The 18,235-nt window shown below is 55.5% G+C and carries 18 protein-coding genes and 1 riboswitch; of the genes, 11 read left to right on the top strand and 7 right to left on the bottom strand.

What is annotated here, in order from left to right:
• Window positions 1–35: 35 nt before the first annotated feature.
• The 3 genes from J4377_RS06860 to edd are packed head-to-tail and all read right to left on the bottom strand — an operon-like array spanning window position 36 to window position 3,776.
• On the bottom strand, window positions 36–905 hold the full coding sequence (locus J4377_RS06860; RefSeq protein WP_253487585.1) for an aldo/keto reductase family oxidoreductase: 870 nt from the start codon (window positions 903–905) through the stop codon (window positions 36–38).
• A 16-nt stretch (window positions 906–921) separates the two neighbouring features.
• Entirely contained in the window at window positions 922–1,887 is a 966-nt protein-coding gene (gene glk, locus J4377_RS06865; protein ID WP_253487587.1) for a glucokinase, read from the bottom strand.
• A complete protein-coding gene (gene edd / locus J4377_RS06870; protein WP_253487589.1) occupies window positions 1,887–3,776 on the bottom strand; it encodes a phosphogluconate dehydratase in 1,890 nt (629 codons plus the stop codon). Before edd ends, glk begins: the two co-directional genes overlap by 1 nt.
• 293 nt (window positions 3,777–4,069) lie before the next feature.
• On the opposite strand from edd, the gene cobT reads away from it, so the two are divergent.
• From cobT to J4377_RS06925, 11 genes are all read left to right on the top strand, one after another.
• Window positions 4,070–5,119 (top strand): nicotinate-nucleotide--dimethylbenzimidazole phosphoribosyltransferase, encoded by a 1,050-nt coding sequence (cobT, locus tag J4377_RS06875; protein WP_253487591.1) that lies wholly within the window; start codon window positions 4,070–4,072, stop codon window positions 5,117–5,119.
• Entirely contained in the window at window positions 5,116–6,138 is a 1,023-nt protein-coding gene (gene cbiB, locus J4377_RS06880; RefSeq protein WP_253487593.1) for an adenosylcobinamide-phosphate synthase CbiB, read from the top strand. Before cobT ends, cbiB begins: the two co-directional genes overlap by 4 nt.
• Window positions 6,135–7,250 (top strand): threonine-phosphate decarboxylase CobD, encoded by a 1,116-nt coding sequence (gene cobD / locus J4377_RS06885; protein WP_231658443.1) that lies wholly within the window; start codon window positions 6,135–6,137, stop codon window positions 7,248–7,250. The genes cbiB and cobD overlap by 4 nt, the downstream gene beginning before the upstream one ends.
• A complete protein-coding gene (locus J4377_RS06890) occupies window positions 7,234–7,767 on the top strand; it encodes a bifunctional adenosylcobinamide kinase/adenosylcobinamide-phosphate guanylyltransferase (RefSeq protein WP_038483339.1) in 534 nt (177 codons plus the stop codon). The genes cobD and J4377_RS06890 overlap by 17 nt, the downstream gene beginning before the upstream one ends.
• A complete protein-coding gene (gene cobS, locus J4377_RS06895; protein WP_038483342.1) occupies window positions 7,764–8,540 on the top strand; it encodes an adenosylcobinamide-GDP ribazoletransferase in 777 nt (258 codons plus the stop codon). The genes J4377_RS06890 and cobS overlap by 4 nt, the downstream gene beginning before the upstream one ends.
• Entirely contained in the window at window positions 8,477–9,130 is a 654-nt protein-coding gene (locus J4377_RS06900) for a histidine phosphatase family protein (RefSeq protein ID WP_038483346.1), read from the top strand. The genes cobS and J4377_RS06900 overlap by 64 nt, the downstream gene beginning before the upstream one ends.
• Window positions 9,082–9,513, top strand: coding sequence for a bifunctional adenosylcobinamide kinase/adenosylcobinamide-phosphate guanylyltransferase (locus tag J4377_RS06905; protein WP_253487599.1), 432 nt, complete (start codon window positions 9,082–9,084; stop codon window positions 9,511–9,513). The genes J4377_RS06900 and J4377_RS06905 overlap by 49 nt, the downstream gene beginning before the upstream one ends.
• 33 nt (window positions 9,514–9,546) lie before the next feature.
• Window positions 9,547–9,776, top strand: a riboswitch (cobalamin riboswitch).
• 138 nt (window positions 9,777–9,914) lie between these two features.
• A complete protein-coding gene (locus tag J4377_RS06910; protein WP_253487601.1) occupies window positions 9,915–11,717 on the top strand; it encodes a TonB-dependent receptor domain-containing protein in 1,803 nt (600 codons plus the stop codon).
• Window positions 11,718–11,799: 82 nt separating this feature from the next.
• Window positions 11,800–12,672 (top strand): cobalamin-binding protein, encoded by an 873-nt coding sequence (locus tag J4377_RS06915; protein ID WP_253488117.1) that lies wholly within the window; start codon window positions 11,800–11,802, stop codon window positions 12,670–12,672.
• On the top strand, window positions 12,673–13,668 hold the full coding sequence (locus J4377_RS06920) for an iron ABC transporter permease (RefSeq protein ID WP_253487603.1): 996 nt from the start codon (window positions 12,673–12,675) through the stop codon (window positions 13,666–13,668). It abuts the gene before it with no gap.
• Window positions 13,668–14,438 (top strand): ABC transporter ATP-binding protein, encoded by a 771-nt coding sequence (locus J4377_RS06925; protein WP_253487605.1) that lies wholly within the window; start codon window positions 13,668–13,670, stop codon window positions 14,436–14,438. The genes J4377_RS06920 and J4377_RS06925 overlap by 1 nt, the downstream gene beginning before the upstream one ends.
• Before the next feature lie 42 nt (window positions 14,439–14,480).
• Here J4377_RS06925 and J4377_RS06930 read toward each other — a convergent pair whose 3' ends face one another.
• The 4 genes from J4377_RS06930 to J4377_RS06945 all read right to left on the bottom strand — a co-directional run bounded on the left by J4377_RS06930 (window position 14,481) and on the right by J4377_RS06945 (window position 18,233).
• Window positions 14,481–15,419, bottom strand: a complete 939-nt coding sequence (locus J4377_RS06930; RefSeq protein WP_253487607.1) for a DMT family transporter — start codon at window positions 15,417–15,419, stop codon at window positions 14,481–14,483.
• A gap of 56 nt (window positions 15,420–15,475) precedes the next feature.
• On the bottom strand, window positions 15,476–16,300 hold the full coding sequence (locus tag J4377_RS06935; RefSeq protein ID WP_253487609.1) for a helix-turn-helix domain-containing protein: 825 nt from the start codon (window positions 16,298–16,300) through the stop codon (window positions 15,476–15,478).
• A 104-nt stretch (window positions 16,301–16,404) separates the two neighbouring features.
• On the bottom strand, window positions 16,405–17,169 hold the full coding sequence (locus J4377_RS06940; protein WP_198349934.1) for an ABC transporter ATP-binding protein: 765 nt from the start codon (window positions 17,167–17,169) through the stop codon (window positions 16,405–16,407).
• Entirely contained in the window at window positions 17,169–18,233 is a 1,065-nt protein-coding gene (locus J4377_RS06945) for an iron ABC transporter permease (protein ID WP_253487611.1), read from the bottom strand. Before J4377_RS06945 ends, J4377_RS06940 begins: the two co-directional genes overlap by 1 nt.
• Between the last annotated feature and the right edge of the window lie 2 nt (window positions 18,234–18,235).

The raw sequence follows: 18,235 nt of genomic DNA on the forward strand, positions 1-18,235 counted from the left end.
ATTCCTTGTCATTATATTATTAATTGATGAAGGGATTACGCGACGCAGTAGCCTCGCGCGGCCTCTAACAGCTCGTACCATGTCTCTCTTGAGAGCGTCTCAGGCCCGTCGAGCATGTCAACAATACGCTCAGGCTTCACACTGCCCACAACGGGAATCGGCCGACCAGGCAGTGACCGCAACCAAGCCAGCGCTAACGCGTTAGGGGTGCCGTTTTGTTCTCGAGCTACGCGGTTAAGAACGTTACCGACGTTGCCTTGCATTAGTGTGCCGCCCGCTAGCGGTGACCACGCCATCGGCCAATGGCCGTCGGCGCATAGATCATCAAAGCTGCCATCAAACAGGGGGGCGTTATGGCTAATGGAAAGTTCGATTTGGTTGGCACGTAAAGGGTGGTGCATGGCGTTTTGCAGCCTGCGCCACTGACTTGGCAAATGGTTAGAAATGCCCGCAGCGCCAATTTTGCCTGCATCGATAGCGTCATCAAGGGCACGGCCAGTTGCTTCTGCGTTCATTAATAAGTCAGGGCGATGAATTAAAAAGTGATCTAGCCGCTCGACGCTAAGGCGGTTAAGTGCATTGTCAATGGCGCGGCTTAGATAATCCGGGCTGGCGTTGTAGTGTTTCACCTTGCCAGAGCCGTGGGTTGGGTTATCGTTGGCGATGCTCGCTTTTGTCACCACCTTAAGCCGTTTTGATAGTCCGGGGCGCGTGTTTAGCGCGTGACCAAACAGCGTCTCACACGCACCGTTCCCGTAAATGTCGGCATGGTCGAACCAGTGCAACCCCTGCTCGATACGGGCTTCGATCCAGTCGGCGAGATAACTCGCCTGGTGCATCTCTGGTGCTTCATGCAGGCGCATCATGCCGAGAACAAAAGGCACATCGAAGGTGTGAGCAGGCATGGATATTCCTAATAAGTTAAAAGACTTCTTCGTTATGCAGTGCTTCGGCGGCGCCGAGCAGCCCTGTCCACGGGTGAGTCACAATCCACACGGGAATATCGGCGTTATACGCGCCCATCCGGCCCTTGTTCGCAAAGCTATCACGCAGTTCGGATTTGGGTAGCCACTCCAGTAGGCGCGGTAAAATCCCGCCGCATAGATAAACGCCGCCTCTAGCCCCCATTGTTAGGGTCGCGTCGCCGCATACATCGCCGAGGATTTTTAAAAAGCGCAGTAGGCTGGCGGTGGCGATAGGGTCACCTTGATTGGCGGCTTGGGTAACTTCGGCTGGCGTCGAGCAGCTAGGCGTTTGCTCGTTCAGAGCACAATGGGCCTGATACAGCTCCAGTAAGCCCTGGCCGCATAAAATACGTTCTACGCTGACCCGTTGGTAGCGCTGTAGAAAAACATCCAGCAGCGCTCGCTCGGTGCTGTCAGTGGGGGCGAACGTGACGTGGCCGCCCTCGGTGGGAAGCGGTATCCAGGCGTGTTGGCCGGGAAAAACGCCAGCAACGCCCAGGCCTGTGCCGGGGCCAATCACCAAGCGGGTAGAGTGAGACTGAGCCACACCTGCTTGCACTTCCACCAGGTTGTCGGTGTCCACATGGGGTACGCCCAGTGCCTGTGCGGTAAAGTCATTAATCACTTTAAACAGCGATAGGTTCAGCGTCTGCTGAACATCGCTTTTCATAAAATCCCAGTGATTATTGGTCATCTTGACCCGCTCGGCGTGAACCGGGCAGGCAAACGCCAAACAGGCTTCCAGCGGTGCATTTTCCCCAGTGGCGCCCACGCGCTCCAGGTAGTCCTGAATCGCGTCGATAATCCCAGGGTAGTCAGCGCAGGGAAGATTAATAATATCGTGGGGCGTCACCTCACCTGGCGTGACGAGCGCCAGGCGGGCATTGGTACCGCCAATATCACCAATTAAGGCCGGTCGCATTAGGCATCCTCTTGAAGAATCTGGCCCTGTTGGCGAGCGAGATCATCGGCTTCAAAGCCGCCCAGCGAGCCTGCGCCTTCTTCGCCACGCATGGCCAGGTGGCGGAAGCCGCTAAACAGTTCGCGGCCTAGGCCAACGTGGTAGTGGTCCAAATTCGCCACTACGCGCTCACGATCGGCCCAGGTAGTCGCCTCTACTTTGGCTTCCAGCGTACCTGCGTTGGCGTCCAGGCGCACAATGTCGCCGTCGCGCAGTTTCGATAGCGGGCCACCGTCCAGTGCTTCTGGGCTGATATGAATCGCTGCGGGCACTTTACCTGACGCGCCAGACATACGGCCATCAGTCACCAGTGCCACTTTGAAGCCACGGTCCTGCAGTACGCCCAGGAACGGCGTCAGTTTGTGAAGTTCCGGCATGCCATTGGCTTTTGGCCCCTGGAAGCGCACTACAACGATGACATCGCGATCTAAGTCGCCGGACTCAAACGCAGCCTTCATTTCGTTCTGGTCGGCGAAGATTTTTACCGGTGCTTCTACTACACGATGTTCGTCGGCAACGGCGGATACTTTGATCACGCCGCGTCCCAGGTTGCCTTTCATTACTGTTAGGCCGCCAGTCGCTGCGAAGGGGGTAGCGACTGGGCGTAAAACGTTTTCATCTAAGCTGCTTTCTGGGCCTTCGCGCCAAACCACTTTGCCATTTTCCAGGAAGGGCTCTTGTGTGTAGGCCGTCAGGTCGGTGCCGAACACCGTCGGGATATCGCCGTGCAGTAAGCCAGCGCCCAGCAGTTCGCGGAACAGGTAACTCATGCCGCCTGCCGCCTGGAAGTGGTTAATGTCTGCTTGGCCGTTAGGGTATACCTGCATCAGGCTAGGCGTTACGGCGGAGAGATCTGTGAAGTCGTCCCAGTTCAGCGTAATGCCCGACGCAGCGGCCATGGCAATCAAATGCATCGTATGGTTGGTTGAACCGCCAGATGCCAATAAACCCACCACCGCGTTGACGATGGCGCGTTCATCGATCTGCTTATAGAAAGGGCGGTAGTCGCCGCCAGGTTCAGTGTTGCGAATAGCCTGTTCGGTCGCGTAGCGGGTCAGGGCTTCGCGCATTTCCGTGCCTGGATTCACAAACGAGGTGCCTGGCAGGTGAAGCCCCATCACTTCCATCATCAGCTGGTTTGAGTTGGCAGTGCCGTAGAAGGTGCAGGTACCAGGGCTGTGATAGGAGTCAGACTCCGCTTGCAGCAGCTCTTCGCGGCCCACTTTGCCTTCTGCGTATAGCTGACGGATGCGCGCTTTCTCTTTGTTCGGTAGGCCGCTGGGCATTGGTCCGGCGGGTACGAACATGGCAGGCAGGTGACCAAAGCGTGCCGCTGCGATAAACAGACCAGGGATAATCTTGTCGCATACGCCCAGATAAAGGGCAGCATCAAACATGTTGTGTGAAAGCCCAACCGCAGCAGCCATCGCAATCACGTCGCGGGAAAACAGCGACAGTTCCATGCCCGGTTGCCCTTGGGTAACCCCATCACACATGGCAGGAACACCACCGGCAAACTGGGCGGTTGAGCCCATGGCGCTAGCAGCGGCTTTGATGGTTTCCGGAAAGGTTTCAAACGGCTGGTGGGCCGATAACATATCGTTGTAAGAAGAAATGATCCCCAAGTTGGCGCTGTTCATTAGCTTCAGGGAGTCTTTCTCTTGGGGGCTACAGGCGGCAAAGCCGTGGGCCAGGTTGCCGCAGGATAGCTCTGCACGGTGCACACCACGCTTATGCTGGTCCGCCATGCGTTGCTCATAGAGAGCACGCCGCTCAGCAGAGCGCTCACGAATGCGTTGGGTAACCTCAGCAACGGTAGGATTTAAAGTAGCGGGTGTTGAGCTCGGCATAGAGACCTCTGCATGGTAGAGACGGTGAGTCAAGTTTGTAGTTATTTTACATCTTTTTGTGTCGATATAAGAGACTTTACGGCAATAAAAACCATATTTGTAGTTTTATTACCCCTGGTTGATAGCAACTATCGTCGTAAATGATGATGCTTTTATGAACATTACCGCTAACAGGGCAATCCATCCCCGGAAGGGGTTGTTGCGTGTTGAAGCAGCTTAAAGCGCAAGTATAGCAGCCACGCTTTTGCTACCATCTGGCGCAAAATGAATTCGATTGCTGCCCTGGAGCTGCTATGCATCCCATCGTTAACCAAGTCACGCCACTTGATAGCCACACTGGCGCATTAACGCTTCGCTATATTGATACGCTCACCAAGCCGCCGGGCAGCCTCGGCCAGTTAGAGGCATTGGCCGTTACGCTTAGTGAGATCACTGGTGAATGTCAGCCAAGCATCACGCCACCGGCGATCATTGTCTTTGCTGCTGATCACGGGGTTGCTGAAGAGGGCGTGTCGGCCTTTCCACAAGAAGTGACGGCGCAAATGGTGGCTAACTTTGCCCATGGCGGGGCGGCGATCAACGTCTTTGCCAGACAAATTGGTGCCCAGATTGAGGTTGTGGATGTTGGTGTTGCGGCACCGCTGGCAATGCCTGGCGTGATTGATGCCAAAGTGCGCGCGGGCACCGCCAATATGGTGCTTGAAGATGCCATGAGCCGTGACGAAGCGCTGGCTGCGTTACAGGTAGGCTGCGAAGCCGTTGAGCGAGCCGTTCAGGCGGGCGCGAAATGTATTATTGCTGGTGAAATGGGTATTGCTAATACCACAGCAAGCAGCGCCATGCTGGCGGCGCTAACCGGTAAGCCAGTGGCCCAGTTAGTGGGCGCTGGCACCGGTATTAACAGCGCCCAGCAGGCCCATAAAGTAGCGGTGATCGAGCGGGCGCTAAAGGCACGCCAAGCCAATGCCGAAGACCCCATGGAGGTGCTAACCAAGCTCGGCGGGTTAGAGATCGCTGCCATGGCAGGGGCTTATTTGGCCTCGGCGGCCAACCGACTGCCGGCCATTGTGGATGGCTTTATCGCTACGGTAGCCGCCCTGACGGCCTGCCGTTTATGTCCGGCGGTGCGTGGTTATTTGATTTTTGGGCATCGCTCTGAAGAGCCCGGCCATGCCACGGCTCTTGAGGCACTTGATGCATCGCCGCTGTTAGCCTTGGGAATGCGCCTGGGAGAAGGCAGTGGCGCGGCATTGGCGTTTCCGTTATTGCAGGCCGCCGCCGCGATGCTCAGTGAGATGGCTACTTTTGCCGATGCGGGTATTCACGATAATAGTGCGCCATGACTGGGGACTTCATGTATGGCGGGGTCGTTATTGTTGCACTGGCGATTGTCATCGACTTAGTCGTTGGTGACCCGCGTTCGTTGCCGCACCCAGTGGTCATCATTGGGCGTGCCATCAGCGCACTTGAGCAGCGCTGGAACCAGGGAAGTGACAAGCGCCGTCGACTCCTGGGTTTTTTACTCACCGCCAGCATTGTGCTGGGCACGTTTAGCCTCGCTTGGCTGAGTTTGGAACTACTGACTTGGGTGCACCCTTGGCTTGGGCTAGCTGCTGAGCTTTGGTTGCTGGCGACAACGCTGGCCATAAAAGGCTTGGCGGAAGCGGGGCGCGCCATTGCCGTGCCGCTGGCTAACGGTGATTTAGTATCGGCGCGAAAGGCACTTTCTATGGTGGTGGGGCGTGATACCGAGCAACTGGATGAAGCGGAAATTACCCGAGGAGCGGTGGAAACCATTGCAGAAAATACGGTGGATGGCATCACCTCGCCGCTATTCTTCGCGTTTATCGGCGGTGCGCCGCTGGCGCTGGCTTATAAAGCGATCAACACGCTGGACTCCATGGTGGGCTATCAAAACGAACGCTATAGCGACTTTGGTTATGCCTCGGCGAAGCTTGATGATATAGCTAACTGGCTGCCCGCCAGGCTGACCGCGCTATGCTTGTGGGTTGCCGGGGGGCTGATCAGCTGGCAATCATCGGCGCACTATTGGCGTCGGGCCATGTTGGCTACCTGCCGCGAAGCGCCTCGCCACCCAAGCCCTAATGCAGGGTGGCCAGAAGCCATGGTCGCGAACCTGTTGGGTGTGCAGTTGGGCGGCACCAATGTTTATCAGGGTGCGGTTTCTCATCGAGCAACTCTTGGCTCGCCACTGGAAACGCTGACGTGTTCGCATATCAACGCCACAATTAAATTAATGCACGGTGCTTGCCTGCTGTTTTTCTTGTTAATGGCCGTGTTGATGAGTGTATTAACGGGCGTATTAATGGGGTCGGCAGGCGCGGGGATTTCATGGCTATGAGTTGTCAAACCAATGTTCACGGGGCGGCTGATTGGCCAAGCCATGGTGGCCAGGCCGCAGCGCTGCTGAAGCGTTTTGGGCTACCTGCCGATCATGTGATTGACGATGTAAGCGCTAACCTTAACCCGCTTGGGCCGCCCGAATGGCTGGCAAGCTGGTTGGTAACAAGGCTTGGTGGGCTTAGCCGCTATCCCTCGCCGGACTACGCTGCAGCTCGGCAGGCCATTGCGGCGCACAACGGTGTTCAACCAGCACAAGTACTGCTGAGCAATGGTGGGGCGGAGGCGATTTTTCTTGCCGCTGCGCTGCATGCCAGTGGGCGTGCCTTATTACTGGCTCCCAGCTTTGGTGAATATGCCAGAGCCTGTTCTGCCCACCGTATTGAAATGACCGAGCATGTATTGCGCGAGCCGCATTTCGCTTGTGATATGGCCGACTTGCTAAAGAACGCAGCAAACGCCGACGTGGTGTTTCTGTGTCGTCCGAATAACCCAACTGGCACACTGATACCCATCGATGCAGTAGAGATACTGCTAGCGCATACGCAGGCTACCGGAACCCAAGTGGTGGTCGACGAAGCATTTATCGATCTATCAATAGACGTCGAGGCGCTGACGCCGCTGCTTAAGCGTTACTGTCATTTAGTGCTGCTACGCTCAATGACTAAGTTTTATACCTTGCCTGGATTGCGCCTAGGCTACGTGCTGGCTTCGAAAAACATAGTAGCCACCATGAGCCACCATCAACCGCCTTGGAGTGTGAACCATCTTGCTGCTGAACTGGTGGCACCGCTGTTAGCGGATAGCGAGTTTGCACGGCTCACCCAGCAGTGGCTGGCCAGTGAGCAGCCACGTCTGGGCAAGGCGTTGCAGGCGCTAGGGCTTGAGGTGGTGCCCAGTCACAGCTGCTTTTTCCTTGTGCGGCCAGGTGTTTTACAGCGTGAACGCGGCGTGACCAGCGCAGACCTGTTTGAACGTATGCTTTATAAAGGGCTACTGGCGAGGCATACCCACAGCTTTAAAGGGCTTGAGGGCAGTTGGTTACGCTTGGCACTGCGTGATGAGTCGGCAAATAACCGCTTGCTAAAGGTGCTGCATGATTGTCTTTGTTAGTGGGGGCGCTCGCTCTGGAAAAAGCCAAGTAGCGGAGCAGCGTGTGCTCAGCGCGGCGGGTGACGCCAACTGCTATTACATTGCCACCGCTAAAGTTTACGACGCCGAAATGGCCGACCGGGTATCGCGCCACCAGGCACGCCGGGAAGGCCAATGGGTAACGCTAGAAGCGCCCCTGGCGATTGACCAAGCCATTGCCCAAGTGCCCGATCACCACGCGGTGCTGCTCGATTGTTTAACTCTCTGGGCAGGACAAGTGCTGTTTGGCGCTGAGCCAAATGAAGAATTCAGTGATGAGCAAGGTCTAGCGCTGCTGGCTCGCTGCCTGCGTGATGCACAAGCACGGGGGCTAACACTGGTGATTGTGTCGAACGATCTTAACGAAGAGCTGATTCCTGATCAGCCGACTACCTGGCGCTACGTTGAGTTTATCCAGTGCTTACACCGTTGGTTAGCGCTGGAAGCTGACTCAGTGCTTGAGGTCATCGCGGGCTGTGCTGTGGAGTGGAAACAATGAACAATGCGCTGTTCGGCCTAATACTCGCGCTGCAGTTTCTAACCCGAATTCCCCTTCCTGTTGCCTGCCCATGGACACCTGCCACCCGTCGCTGGGCAATTCGCGCCTATCCGTTGGTAGGGTTGTTAATTGGCAGCATGCTGGCGTTAAGCGCGCTGCTATTAAGTCTCATAGCGTCACCAGCGCCAATAACTGCGTTGCTACTGCTAAGCCTATGGGTAGCGCTTTCGGGCGGTTTACATCTTGATGGCGTAATGGACCTTGCCGATGCGTTAGGCAGTAACCAGCCCCTTGAGCGGCGTTGGGAAATCATGAAAGACGCTCAGATAGGCAGTTTCGGTATCCTGGCATTACTGTTTTTGCTGGCCTGGAAGGGCGTATTGCTTTGGGCACTGGTGGCTTATCAGGCGCCGCTGTGGTGGCTGGTAGCAGTGCCTGCATTAGGTCGATTTGCTGGGGTCGCACTGCTGATTTTTACTCCCTGCGCTCACTCGAAGGGGCTCGCGTGGAGCTGGCAGCAGTCGCTTAGCGCCCGTGATGCTGGTTATGCCTTGCTACCGTTGGCGCTGGTTGTTGCGGTTTCACCAGCATTGCTGGTCTGGGGGTTGGTCATCATCGTGTGGGTAGCAATCGCCAGAAGGGCAATGCTGCGGCTATTTAACGGCATCAATGGCGATATGGTAGGTGCCACCATTGAAGGAGGAGAGCTTTGGCTACTGGTCTTAATGTGGAGTTGGTGGCAGTTCGCCACGGTATCACCGCCTGGAATTTAGAGCGCCGCTACCAAGGGCAGCGCGATATTCCGCTGCTATTTCCTGATGCAGAAGCGGGGCTGCTGGCACTGCGTGACGCATTGGCAGAAGAGTGCTTTGACGCTGTTTATTCAAGCGATTTAAACCGCTGTCAGCAAACCCTCGAGTGGTCGCAGGCGGCAAAGCCGGGTGTGCCGCTGTATCTAGAACCACGATTACGGGAGCTGGATTTTGGTGACTATGAAGGCAAAGTTTACGATGAACTAAAAGACTTACCCCATTATCGCGCTTGGATTGACAGCGTGGGTGAGCTGCAAATTCCCGGCGGCGAATCTTCCGGCCAGCTACGTGAGCGTTTAAATGCTTGGCTTGAAGAGGTGGCGGCGCACGCCCGCGAACATCATTATCAGAAAGTGCTGGTTGTTACCCACGGCGGGGTAATACGCGAGTTGCGGCGTCGCTTCGAAACCATTGGTTTTTGGGAAGGCATCGTTCATCAAGCACAAGGACGACGTTGGCAACTGACGTATCTAAAACGTGAAGATGGCAAAGGAGAGTGGCAATGCAGCTGTTCATCGGCGGTGCCTGCGCAGGTAAGCGCGATGTTGTAAAAGCACGCTTTCCCAGCGCTGTTTGGTGGCGGCTTTCTCCAGGGCAGCGTTTACACGAAGCGACCCACATCATGCAGCCTAATGTGCCGCTCGTTCTGCACGGTGTGTTTGAATGGTTAGCGGCAGTGTTGCACTCGGATATGAGCAGCGATGCGTCGCGCGCGCAGTGGCGGGGAGATCTGGAAAGCTTGGCCACTGCCGCACAAACCCATGGCGTGACCCTGGTGGTCATTATGAATGAGTTAGGGCGGGGAATCGTCCCCATAGCCCGAGACCAGCGTCGCCTGCGCGATTTAAGCGGCTGGTTTAGCCAAGACGCTGCCGCCCAATCCGAGCAGGTCTGGCATGTACGACATGGGCTCGTGCAGGCGCTTAAAGCCTAGTCGGTTAAATTGACCAGCCCCTAACAAGTTGCTAGTTTACGCGCACTCTCAGGTGCTGATGGCCATTATCGCCATCAGTTAAACGGGAAGTTGGTGAACACTTACGTGAATCCAACGCTGCCCCCGCAACGGTGATCGAGATAAGAACGGCTAAAGACGCCACTGTGCTAACGCATGGGAAGGTGGTCGTTCGGAAAGGCATGATGCTGTTATCCGCTTTTCGCTCGTCAGCCCGGAGACCGGCCTAAGAGGCATGGTTCTACAGGACCACAACATGCCGAGGCGCGGAGGGCGTGCTCAGGGTGATATCGCTAGCTTAGGCTGCCGATCCCCCCATCATCCCTCTGCCCGGTCAAAAAAATACGCTGTGCGGGTGAGCACAGTGAGCAAGGGATCTCCTCATGTCTTACCGTTTTCATTCCACCGCCACGCTGGCGGCGTTTGCGATGGCCGCATTACCCATGGCCGTTCAAGCCCAATCTAACGCACAGCCTGCTGCGAATACATTAAACCCCGTTGTTGTTACCGCCGCACTTGCTCCACGTACTGCCAATGAAAGCCTGTCCTCGGTTACCGTGCTGGACGAAGCAACGCTACGCCGTCAAGATCCGGTAAGTATTACCGACCTGTTGCGCGGCCAGCCTGGGGTGGATGTTTCTACAAATGGCAGCTTTGGTAAAAACAGCAGCGTTTTTATTCGCGGCAGCGGTAGCGGCCAAAATGTCCTGTTGATTGACGGGATTCGTCTTCGTTCTGCCACCAGCGGTGGGGCTGCCTGGCAGCATCTGGAACCGCGCATGTTTGATCGTGCTGAAATTGTGCGTGGTCCGCGTGGCAGCCTATACGGTGCTGACGCAATTGGCGGCGTTATTCAGTTGTTTACCCCCCAAGGCGAAGAAGAGGGTCCGCAACCGCGTATTTCTGTCGGTGGTGGTTCGTTTAATACCCAGCGCCTGAGTGCCGGCATTAGCGGCAAAGAGGGCGGCACCCGCTATAGCTTTTCCGCTAGCCACTTCACCACGGATGGTCAACCGATTCGACGCGATGGCGACGATAAGGGCTATGACAACACCACGGCGTTAGTGCGGGTGTCTCACACCTTTGAAAGTGGTGCAGAAGCGGGCGTGTTGGCGCTTCGTGCCCGTGGTCATAACGAATACGATGGCGGTGAAAACGATTTCGTTCAGCAGGTGGCGGGTGTCTACGGTGAGCTGCCGATAACCGATAACTGGCGCAGCCGCTTAACACTCAGCGAATCTCGTGATGAAAGCGATAACATCGATAACTTTGGTGACTCCGTGTTTAACACCAAGGTGAGTACCGCGCGCTGGGAAAACACCTTCACAGCGGGTGCCCACGAGCTGATTGCAGGCGCTGAATACAGCGAAGATCGCGTTAATAGCACTACGGCGTACGATGAAACTAGCCGTAGCAACGCGGCGGTATTTACCCAAGCCTTGCTCGATTTTGCGCCGTTTACTCTGCAAGCCAGCTTGCGCTTCGATGACAATGAAGCTTACGGTGAAGAAGTCACCGGCAGCGTAGGCGTGGGCTATGACGTAGACGGCCACCACACCTTGCGTGCCAACTACGGTACAGCCTTTAACGCACCCACATACAACCAGCTCTACTTCCCAGGCTTTGGTAATCCCGACTTAGAGTCTGAAACTTCGCAAAGCATTGAGGTGGGCGTGCGCGGTCAGTACGCTCATTGGTTCTGGGATGCGGCACTCTATCAAACCGATATCGACAACTTGATTGCTGGTCAGGGGTTGCTGTTTAACGTACCCGAAACCCGTATTCGTGGGGCTGAGCTGTCTGCTGGCGTTGAACTTGACGATTGGACACTAGCCGCCGCGCTGACCTACACCGACCCTGAAAACCGCCTAACCGGTAAGCGCCTGCAAAACCGTGCCTCACAAAGCCTTCGCTTAGACGTAGACCGTGAGCTTGGCGACTGGTCGGTGGGTGGCTCCTGGATTGCTCAAAACCACCGTTATCGTGATGCGCAGAATCAAGACCGCTTAAGCGGTTACGGGCTGGTTAACCTGCGTGCAGGTTGGCAGTTTGCCCCACTGTGGAGTGCGCGAGTAACGCTGGAAAACGCGTTGGATCAAGATTACATTACAACGCGCTCGTTTGATGGTGCCGACTACATTAACGCAGGCCGCGCAGGGTTTTTAAGTGTTCACTTTGGCCAATAAAAAAGCGAATCAGAGATTGTTTAAACATCGCGGGGCCACTGGCCCCGCACTGTTATTAAATCGATTGATACTAAGCTTATCGATGCTCAGTGGTGTGGTTGCAAACGCCGTATTGGCAGATGACCACAGCCGCTGCGCGGTGGATGATCGTGAGCGTGAAGTGTGTCTATACACGTCAGCACAACGTATTGCCACGCTTTCGCCAGGGGCGACGGAGCTGACCTACGCTGCGGGCGCCGGGGATCAGGTGGTGGCGGTGGTTAGTTACAGTGATTATCCACCAGAGGCCAAAGACGTAGCGTCTGTTGGCAGCCACACGCGCATTGATTTAGAAGCCCTGGTAGGGCTGGCGCCTGATTTAGTGATCGGCTGGGTAACCGGGAACCCCGCTGAACAGTTGGAAACCCTTGAAGCGCTGGGTATGCCGGTGTTCTATATTGAGCCTAGGAATTTTGAGGGAGTGGCCAGCGCAATTGAGCGTTTGGCGAGGCTGGCTGGCACTGAAAGCGCCGGGCAGTCGGTCGCTGATAATTTCCGGTCGAGGATGGCTGAACTGGCAGTTCGCTACCGTGATCGAGAGCCAGTGCGCACCTTCTATCAAGTGTGGGATGAGCCGTTAATGAGTGTCAATGACGCACATCTTATCGGCCAGGTGATCGAGATCTGCGGCGGTGAAAATGTGTTTGGTGAGCAGGCGCGCCTAGTGCCTCGCATTGATGATGAGGCTGTCCTGGCGGCAAACCCTGAAGCGATTGTTGCCGGAGGGATGGGGGAAGAGAATCGCCATTGGTTGACCCACTGGGAGCAGTACTCAAACGTAACGGCGGTTGCCGATGATAATCTCTTTTTTGTCCCGCCTTCTCTGATTCAGCGGCCTACTCCACGCTTGATGGAAGGTAGCCAAATTCTCTGCGAAAAGCTTGATATCGCCCGACAAAAACGCGAGCGCCATTAAATGTTAGCACGTTTGGGCTTCCCGCTTGGCCTGCTGCTGCTAGCGGCACTTGCTTCGCTAATTATTGCCCTTGGCGTCGGCAGTGCGCAGCTTTCCCCTGGGCAAGTTTGGCAAGTGGTTCTCGGTCATCTTGGTTATATCGGCCAGGACGAGGGCAATGCGCTGGCGCGTACTATGGTGCTGGAGCTGCGCTTGCCAAGAGCACTTTCGGCTTTTGCTGTCGGTGGATTGTTGGCGGTGGCGGGTGCTCTGATGCAAGTGCTGTTGCGTAATCCTCTTGCAGACCCATATGTGCTTGGGCTTTCCGGCGGTGCCTCGATTGGTGCACTTGCTGCCATGCTAGGTGGTCTTGGTGGATTGGCAATTTCAGGTTCGGCATTTGGCGGTGCGCTATTTTCGACGTTCTTAGTCTTTGGCTTGGCCCACGGCAGCGGTAGTTGGACCCCTTCGCGGCTACTGCTTACCGGCGTAGTGGTTGCGGCAGGCTGGGGCGCGGTGATCACTTTGATGCTGGCACTGAGCCCTGCGGAGCGGTTGCCGGGCATGCTGTATTGGCTAATGGGCGATCTTTCTTACGCGCGTGCTCCCTGGCCGCCGCTGCTGCTGTTACTGGCTACTTGTGTGGTACTGATGCCCCTTGGACGCAGCTTAAATGTGCTGGCCCGTGGCCCGCAGCAAGCTGCTGCGCTGGGCGTTGCCGTCCGGCCACTTGAGTGGTGCATCTATATTGTCGCCAGTTTGTTAACCGCCGCGGCTGTTACTACGGCGGGCAGCATCGGCTTTGTCGGCTTGGTAGTGCCGCATATGCTGCGCCTATTGTTGGGTAACGATCAGCGGTTAATCTTACCGGCCTGTGCACTGGCTGGGGGGACCCTACTCATGCTGGCCGATACGCTGGCGCGCACGATGATTGCTCCGGAACAACTGCCAGTGGGAGTGATTACTGCGCTATTAGGTGTGCCGACGTTTCTCTTTCTGCTTTACCGGAGCCGCTGATGAGCCGTTTGGTTACCCAAGGCCTGATCATCAACGTGCCGGAAAGAGGTGATGGCACGGCGCTGAATATTGCCATCGAACCAGGGCAGGTATGGGGCGTGCTTGGCCCCAACGGAGCAGGTAAAACGACGCTGCTGCACACTTTGGCAGGGCTGAACTCGCCGCGCTCCGGGCAAGTGCTGCTGGGGGAACAGCCCCTTGAGACGCTGAGCAGGCGGCAAGTTGCGCAAATGTTGGGAATTGTCTTCCAAGAACGCTTGGATGGCTTTCCCGCGACCGTGCTGGAAACCGCGCTGATTGGTCGCCACCCCTACCTATCGCCATGGCAAATGGAAGGCGCCGCCGACTACGCCCAGGCCGAGGAAGCGCTTGAACGGTTAGACGTTGCGCACTTGCGCGACCGTTTGGTGAGTACGCTTTCTGGCGGCGAGCGCCAGCGCGTGGCGATGGCCACGGTACTGACTCAGGCCCCCAGCATCTGGCTAGCTGACGAACCCACCAATCACCTTGACCTACACCACCAAAGCGCAGTGATGGCACTGATGGCCCAGCAGGCAGTCCAGGGCAGTGCGGTGATGATGTGCCTGCACGATTTAAATCTAGCCGCCCGCTGGTGTGACCATCTTTTACTACTCTACCCAAATGGCGACGCCTGCTGGGGCACACGAGACAGCATGCTGGTGCCTAGCGCATTAGAACGCCTTTACCAGCAGCGACTGGCGGTGGTCGAGGTTGAAGGGGCACCGGTATTCGTGCCCATAAAAGAGTGATGACAAGCTTAGCTAGCTCAACAGTTAGCGCTCGCTGCTACGTTAGCGGACATCTAATAAGGGGGCTGGTTTTTGCTGTCGCTGGTTTGGTTGACGCTGGCGGGACATCAGAAACAGGCCTGCGCCCACCAAAACCCCGCCAATCACTTCATGCCATGCCGGGTGTTGTCCGATCAATATAAATGCAACCAGGGCGGCAAACAGTGGGCAGAGAAACAAGAAGCCGCTTGTATGTACGGAGCCGCCAATCTTTAACGCCGCAAACCAAAGCCCGATAGCTCCAGTCGATGCGGGAATTGCCAGCCACATAAACATTCCCCAATGGTAAGCATCCGTCGGCAGGGAAAAAGGTTGTTTGCTGAATGCAGCTATCACCATAAGCAGCAGAGAGCCAATCAGCATCTGCCAGAAAGTGACTATCCAAGGTGAGGGCGTCATGGCAAATTTCTTGCTTAACACGGTAGAACAGGCCCAGCAGGTAGATGCCAGCATAACAAATACTTCTCCACGCCCGACTCCGTGGTAGCCGTCAACGTCGATCCCAATACAAATAACCACTCCAATAAATGCAGAGGCTAAGCCGAATAAGGCAAGCGTCGAGGAGCGCTCGCCTAAAATAAACCATGCTAAGACAACCACCAGTAGAGGATTACTGGCCATAAGAATGGCAGCTATTGAAGAGCTAGTTGCCGTTAGTCCGATGTTGAGTAGCGACATGACGCCGGCTGTTTGAAACCCACCAATTATTAACAGTTTTACCCAAGGAAGGTCTTTAATCGCTATTTTATGCCTGCGCATTTGGATAAAAACAAAAGGCGACAAAGATACTGCTGCGACCAGGAAACGAGCAGACGCTGCCCATAACGGCGACATCTGTTCCATGACGAGCTTCGTGCTGACAAAAGAAGACCCTTGCAGGAATGTAGATGCGATTATCAGAACGCAATAGTGGTCAGTGAGTGACGTTAGTGAACGTTTCATATTCCTCTACCGATTATTTCAAGAAGTAGAGAAACAATATCAATCTCACTCGGATTCTATTCTTCCATGTGAGACAACTTTGTTTGAGAACAGGACAGATCGTTTAAATACTCTCGGGGAGATTTACCCGTGACACGTTTGAACATAACGGTAAACGCCCCTTGTGAAGCATATCCTAGATGCTCTGCAACTTGGCTAACGCGTTGCCCGGTGCTTAACCCCGACATGGCACTTACAATGCGTACCTGCTCTCGCCATTGAATAAAAGAAATACCTGTCTCAGTGCGAAATAGTCGGGATAGTGTCCGAGTCGTTGCTCCCACCTCATTCGCCCAATCTGCCAGTGAGCGCACATCTCCAGGGTTTTCCAGCAATGTATCGCAGATCTTTTTCAAACGCTTATCTCTGCCCATGGGCAGTTTTAATCCACACTCGAAGGCCTGCTTCATCTCTTCTAATGCTAGCCGTAGCAAGCGCTCTTCGAAGCTGTCTGGATGATAGGTGATTGAAAAAGAGGAGGCCCTGATCAGCAGCTCGCGTAAAAGGGCAGTGACGCCTATTCCTACTGGATGATTAGGCAAGTTTAAGGTGAACGATTCGACATTGACATATAAAGTCCGCAAACAGACCGGCGTGCTGGCGCGCATTTCATGTTCTACGTAAGGAGGCATCCAGACGCCACGAAACGGAGGTAATAACCAGTATTCATCGCGGGTACACAGTCTCATCGTACCTGTGCTGGCATAGATTAACTGTCCACGCTGGTGTTGATGGGGAGGGATGTGATGGTCCGCAGGGTACTCTTTAAACATCGACACCACAGGGTTTTTAGCATTTTCCCATTTAGCAAGATGCGTATTTGGTGGATGGTCAGTACTCATTTGGGCCCCAATATCTTAACCAAGAAAACGCCTCACTATACCCTGTGGTATCGCTGCCTTTTACTTGGCTTTTACCTCATGCCATTTATTCCTTTCCAACGTTTCTAAACAGCATTGCGAAAACGCATGACCTGCTTGCCATCGACAGGGTCATCGATCACATGGGCATGCACACCAAAGGTCTGTTGTAGCCTACTGGCGGTGAGCACGTCGTGGGGTGGGCCACTATCGATCAGGCGGCCGCTATCCATAACGCCGATTCGGTCGCACTCCATGGCTTGGTTAAGGTCGTGCAGGGAAATAATTACCGTAATCGGCAGTTGCCTGACCAGTTTAAGAATCGACAGCTGGTGGCGAATATCCAGATGGTTGGTGGGTTCATCCAGCAGCAGGATCTTAGGCTGTTGGGCCAATGCCCGAGCAATATGCACGCGCTGGCGCTCACCGCCAGAAAGTGTATGCCAAAGCCGATCTGCCATATGCGCCATATCAACATCTATCAGCGCTTTAACCACGATGGCATCATCTTCAATTGACCAGGCGCGTAAGGCGGAAAGAAAAGGCGTGCGACCTAGCGCGACCACTTGGCGCACGGTAATTCTATCGGTGGTGTCAGCCTGTTGCTCAACCAAGGCAATAGATTGAGCGATAGTGCGTTGTTTGAGGGCGTGCAAAGGCTGGTTATCAATCCGCACCAGGCCTGTCTTTGGTTTGTTCAAACCGGCCAGCAGACGCAGCAGGGACGTTTTTCCCGAGCCGTTGGGGCCCACCAAACCAAAGGTTTGACCGGGCTCGACGGTGAGATTGACGTCAACGACCAGTGGCGTGCCATGTACCGCCCAGGTGAGTTGTTCTGCGGATAATTGCATTAATGCCTCTTGCCGCGGACAAGAATAAGCGCAAAAGCGGGCGCGCCAATCAGTGATGTAATCACCCCGATGGGAAGCACCTGACCAGACACTAGAGTGCGCGAAAGAATGTCTGAACCGATTAAAAATACCGCGCCAGCAAGCGCGGTGGCGGGTATCAAACGCGTGTGTTGGCTGCCGACAATAAAGCGCATCGCATGGGGAATCACTAAGCCAACAAAGCCAATCGCTCCTACGATGGAAACCATTACCGCAGTGACCAGCGCCATCGCGATAATCAGCATGCCGCGCACCGGGCGCACAGCAATGCCCATAGACGCGGCGCTATCGGCCCCGAAGGTAAACGCATCCAAGGAACGGCGGTGCCATAGGCAAACCACTAGCCCGAACAGCGCGGCAGGCACCGCTAGGGTAGCATCAGCCCAGCGCACTCCGGAGAGATTGCCCATCAGCCAAAACATAATGCCCCGCGCTTGTTCAGCACTTGCTGACTTGGTAATGATAAATGCGGTTAGGGCATTAAACAGCTGCGAACCTGCAATCCCCGCCAGAATAATTGCTCCTGCTGCCTGAACACCACGCCCACCACCAACACCGCTGTTGGCCGCATGGGCGAGCATCACTACGATGCCAAAGGCGAGGAGGGCACCAGCGAAGGCACCCAACGATAACGACAGCATACCAGCGCCTAACCCAGCAACCGCCACCGCAACGGCACCCGTAGAGGCTCCAGCAGAAATGCCCATTAAATAGGGGTCTGCTAGGGGGTTACGCAGCAGGGCCTGTAATACCACTCCCGCCAGCGCCAAGCTGGTGCCGCAGCAAGCGGCAACGACGGCGCGACTGAGGCGGTAGTTCCAGATAATACCCTCGTCGATTCGATCAACCGGGTAATCCGCGCCAAGTAGTTGATTGGCGAGCACTTTGAGTATCGTATCAACGGGAATTGATGTCTCGCCGATGGCGGTGCCCGCGATGAGTGCGGCCACCAGCACAAGTGGCGTCACCCAAAGCCAGCGCAACCCGAAGCGCTTAGTTGTCGGCCGTGATAGCGCTATGCTCATTC

Source organism: Halomonas sp. XH26, from assembly GCF_024138895.1.
GTDB classification, from domain to species: Bacteria; Pseudomonadota; Gammaproteobacteria; order Pseudomonadales; family Halomonadaceae; genus Vreelandella; species Vreelandella alkaliphila.

Coding starts and splice junctions, on each gene's coding strand:
- J4377_RS06910 (WP_253487601.1), top strand. CDS start 9,915: ATGTCTTACCGTTTTCATTCCACCGCCACGCTGGCGGCGTTTGCGATG.
- J4377_RS06905 (WP_253487599.1), top strand. CDS start 9,082: ATGCAGCTGTTCATCGGCGGTGCCTGCGCAGGTAAGCGCGATGTTGTA.
- J4377_RS06925 (WP_253487605.1), top strand. CDS start 13,668: ATGAGCCGTTTGGTTACCCAAGGCCTGATCATCAACGTGCCGGAAAGA.
- cobT (WP_253487591.1), top strand. CDS start 4,070: ATGCATCCCATCGTTAACCAAGTCACGCCACTTGATAGCCACACTGGC.
- J4377_RS06915 (WP_253488117.1), top strand. CDS start 11,800: ATGCTCAGTGGTGTGGTTGCAAACGCCGTATTGGCAGATGACCACAGC.
- J4377_RS06860 (WP_253487585.1), bottom strand. CDS start 905: ATGCCTGCTCACACCTTCGATGTGCCTTTTGTTCTCGGCATGATGCGC.
- J4377_RS06920 (WP_253487603.1), top strand. CDS start 12,673: ATGTTAGCACGTTTGGGCTTCCCGCTTGGCCTGCTGCTGCTAGCGGCA.
- J4377_RS06935 (WP_253487609.1), bottom strand. CDS start 16,300: ATGAGTACTGACCATCCACCAAATACGCATCTTGCTAAATGGGAAAAT.
- edd (WP_253487589.1), bottom strand. CDS start 3,776: ATGCCGAGCTCAACACCCGCTACTTTAAATCCTACCGTTGCTGAGGTT.
- J4377_RS06945 (WP_253487611.1), bottom strand. CDS start 18,233: ATGAGCATAGCGCTATCACGGCCGACAACTAAGCGCTTCGGGTTGCGC.
- cbiB (WP_253487593.1), top strand. CDS start 5,116: ATGACTGGGGACTTCATGTATGGCGGGGTCGTTATTGTTGCACTGGCG.
- cobS (WP_038483342.1), top strand. CDS start 7,764: ATGAACAATGCGCTGTTCGGCCTAATACTCGCGCTGCAGTTTCTAACC.
- J4377_RS06930 (WP_253487607.1), bottom strand. CDS start 15,419: ATGAAACGTTCACTAACGTCACTCACTGACCACTATTGCGTTCTGATA.
- glk (WP_253487587.1), bottom strand. CDS start 1,887: ATGCGACCGGCCTTAATTGGTGATATTGGCGGTACCAATGCCCGCCTG.
- J4377_RS06890 (WP_038483339.1), top strand. CDS start 7,234: ATGATTGTCTTTGTTAGTGGGGGCGCTCGCTCTGGAAAAAGCCAAGTA.
- J4377_RS06940 (WP_198349934.1), bottom strand. CDS start 17,169: ATGCAATTATCCGCAGAACAACTCACCTGGGCGGTACATGGCACGCCA.
- cobD (WP_231658443.1), top strand. CDS start 6,135: ATGAGTTGTCAAACCAATGTTCACGGGGCGGCTGATTGGCCAAGCCAT.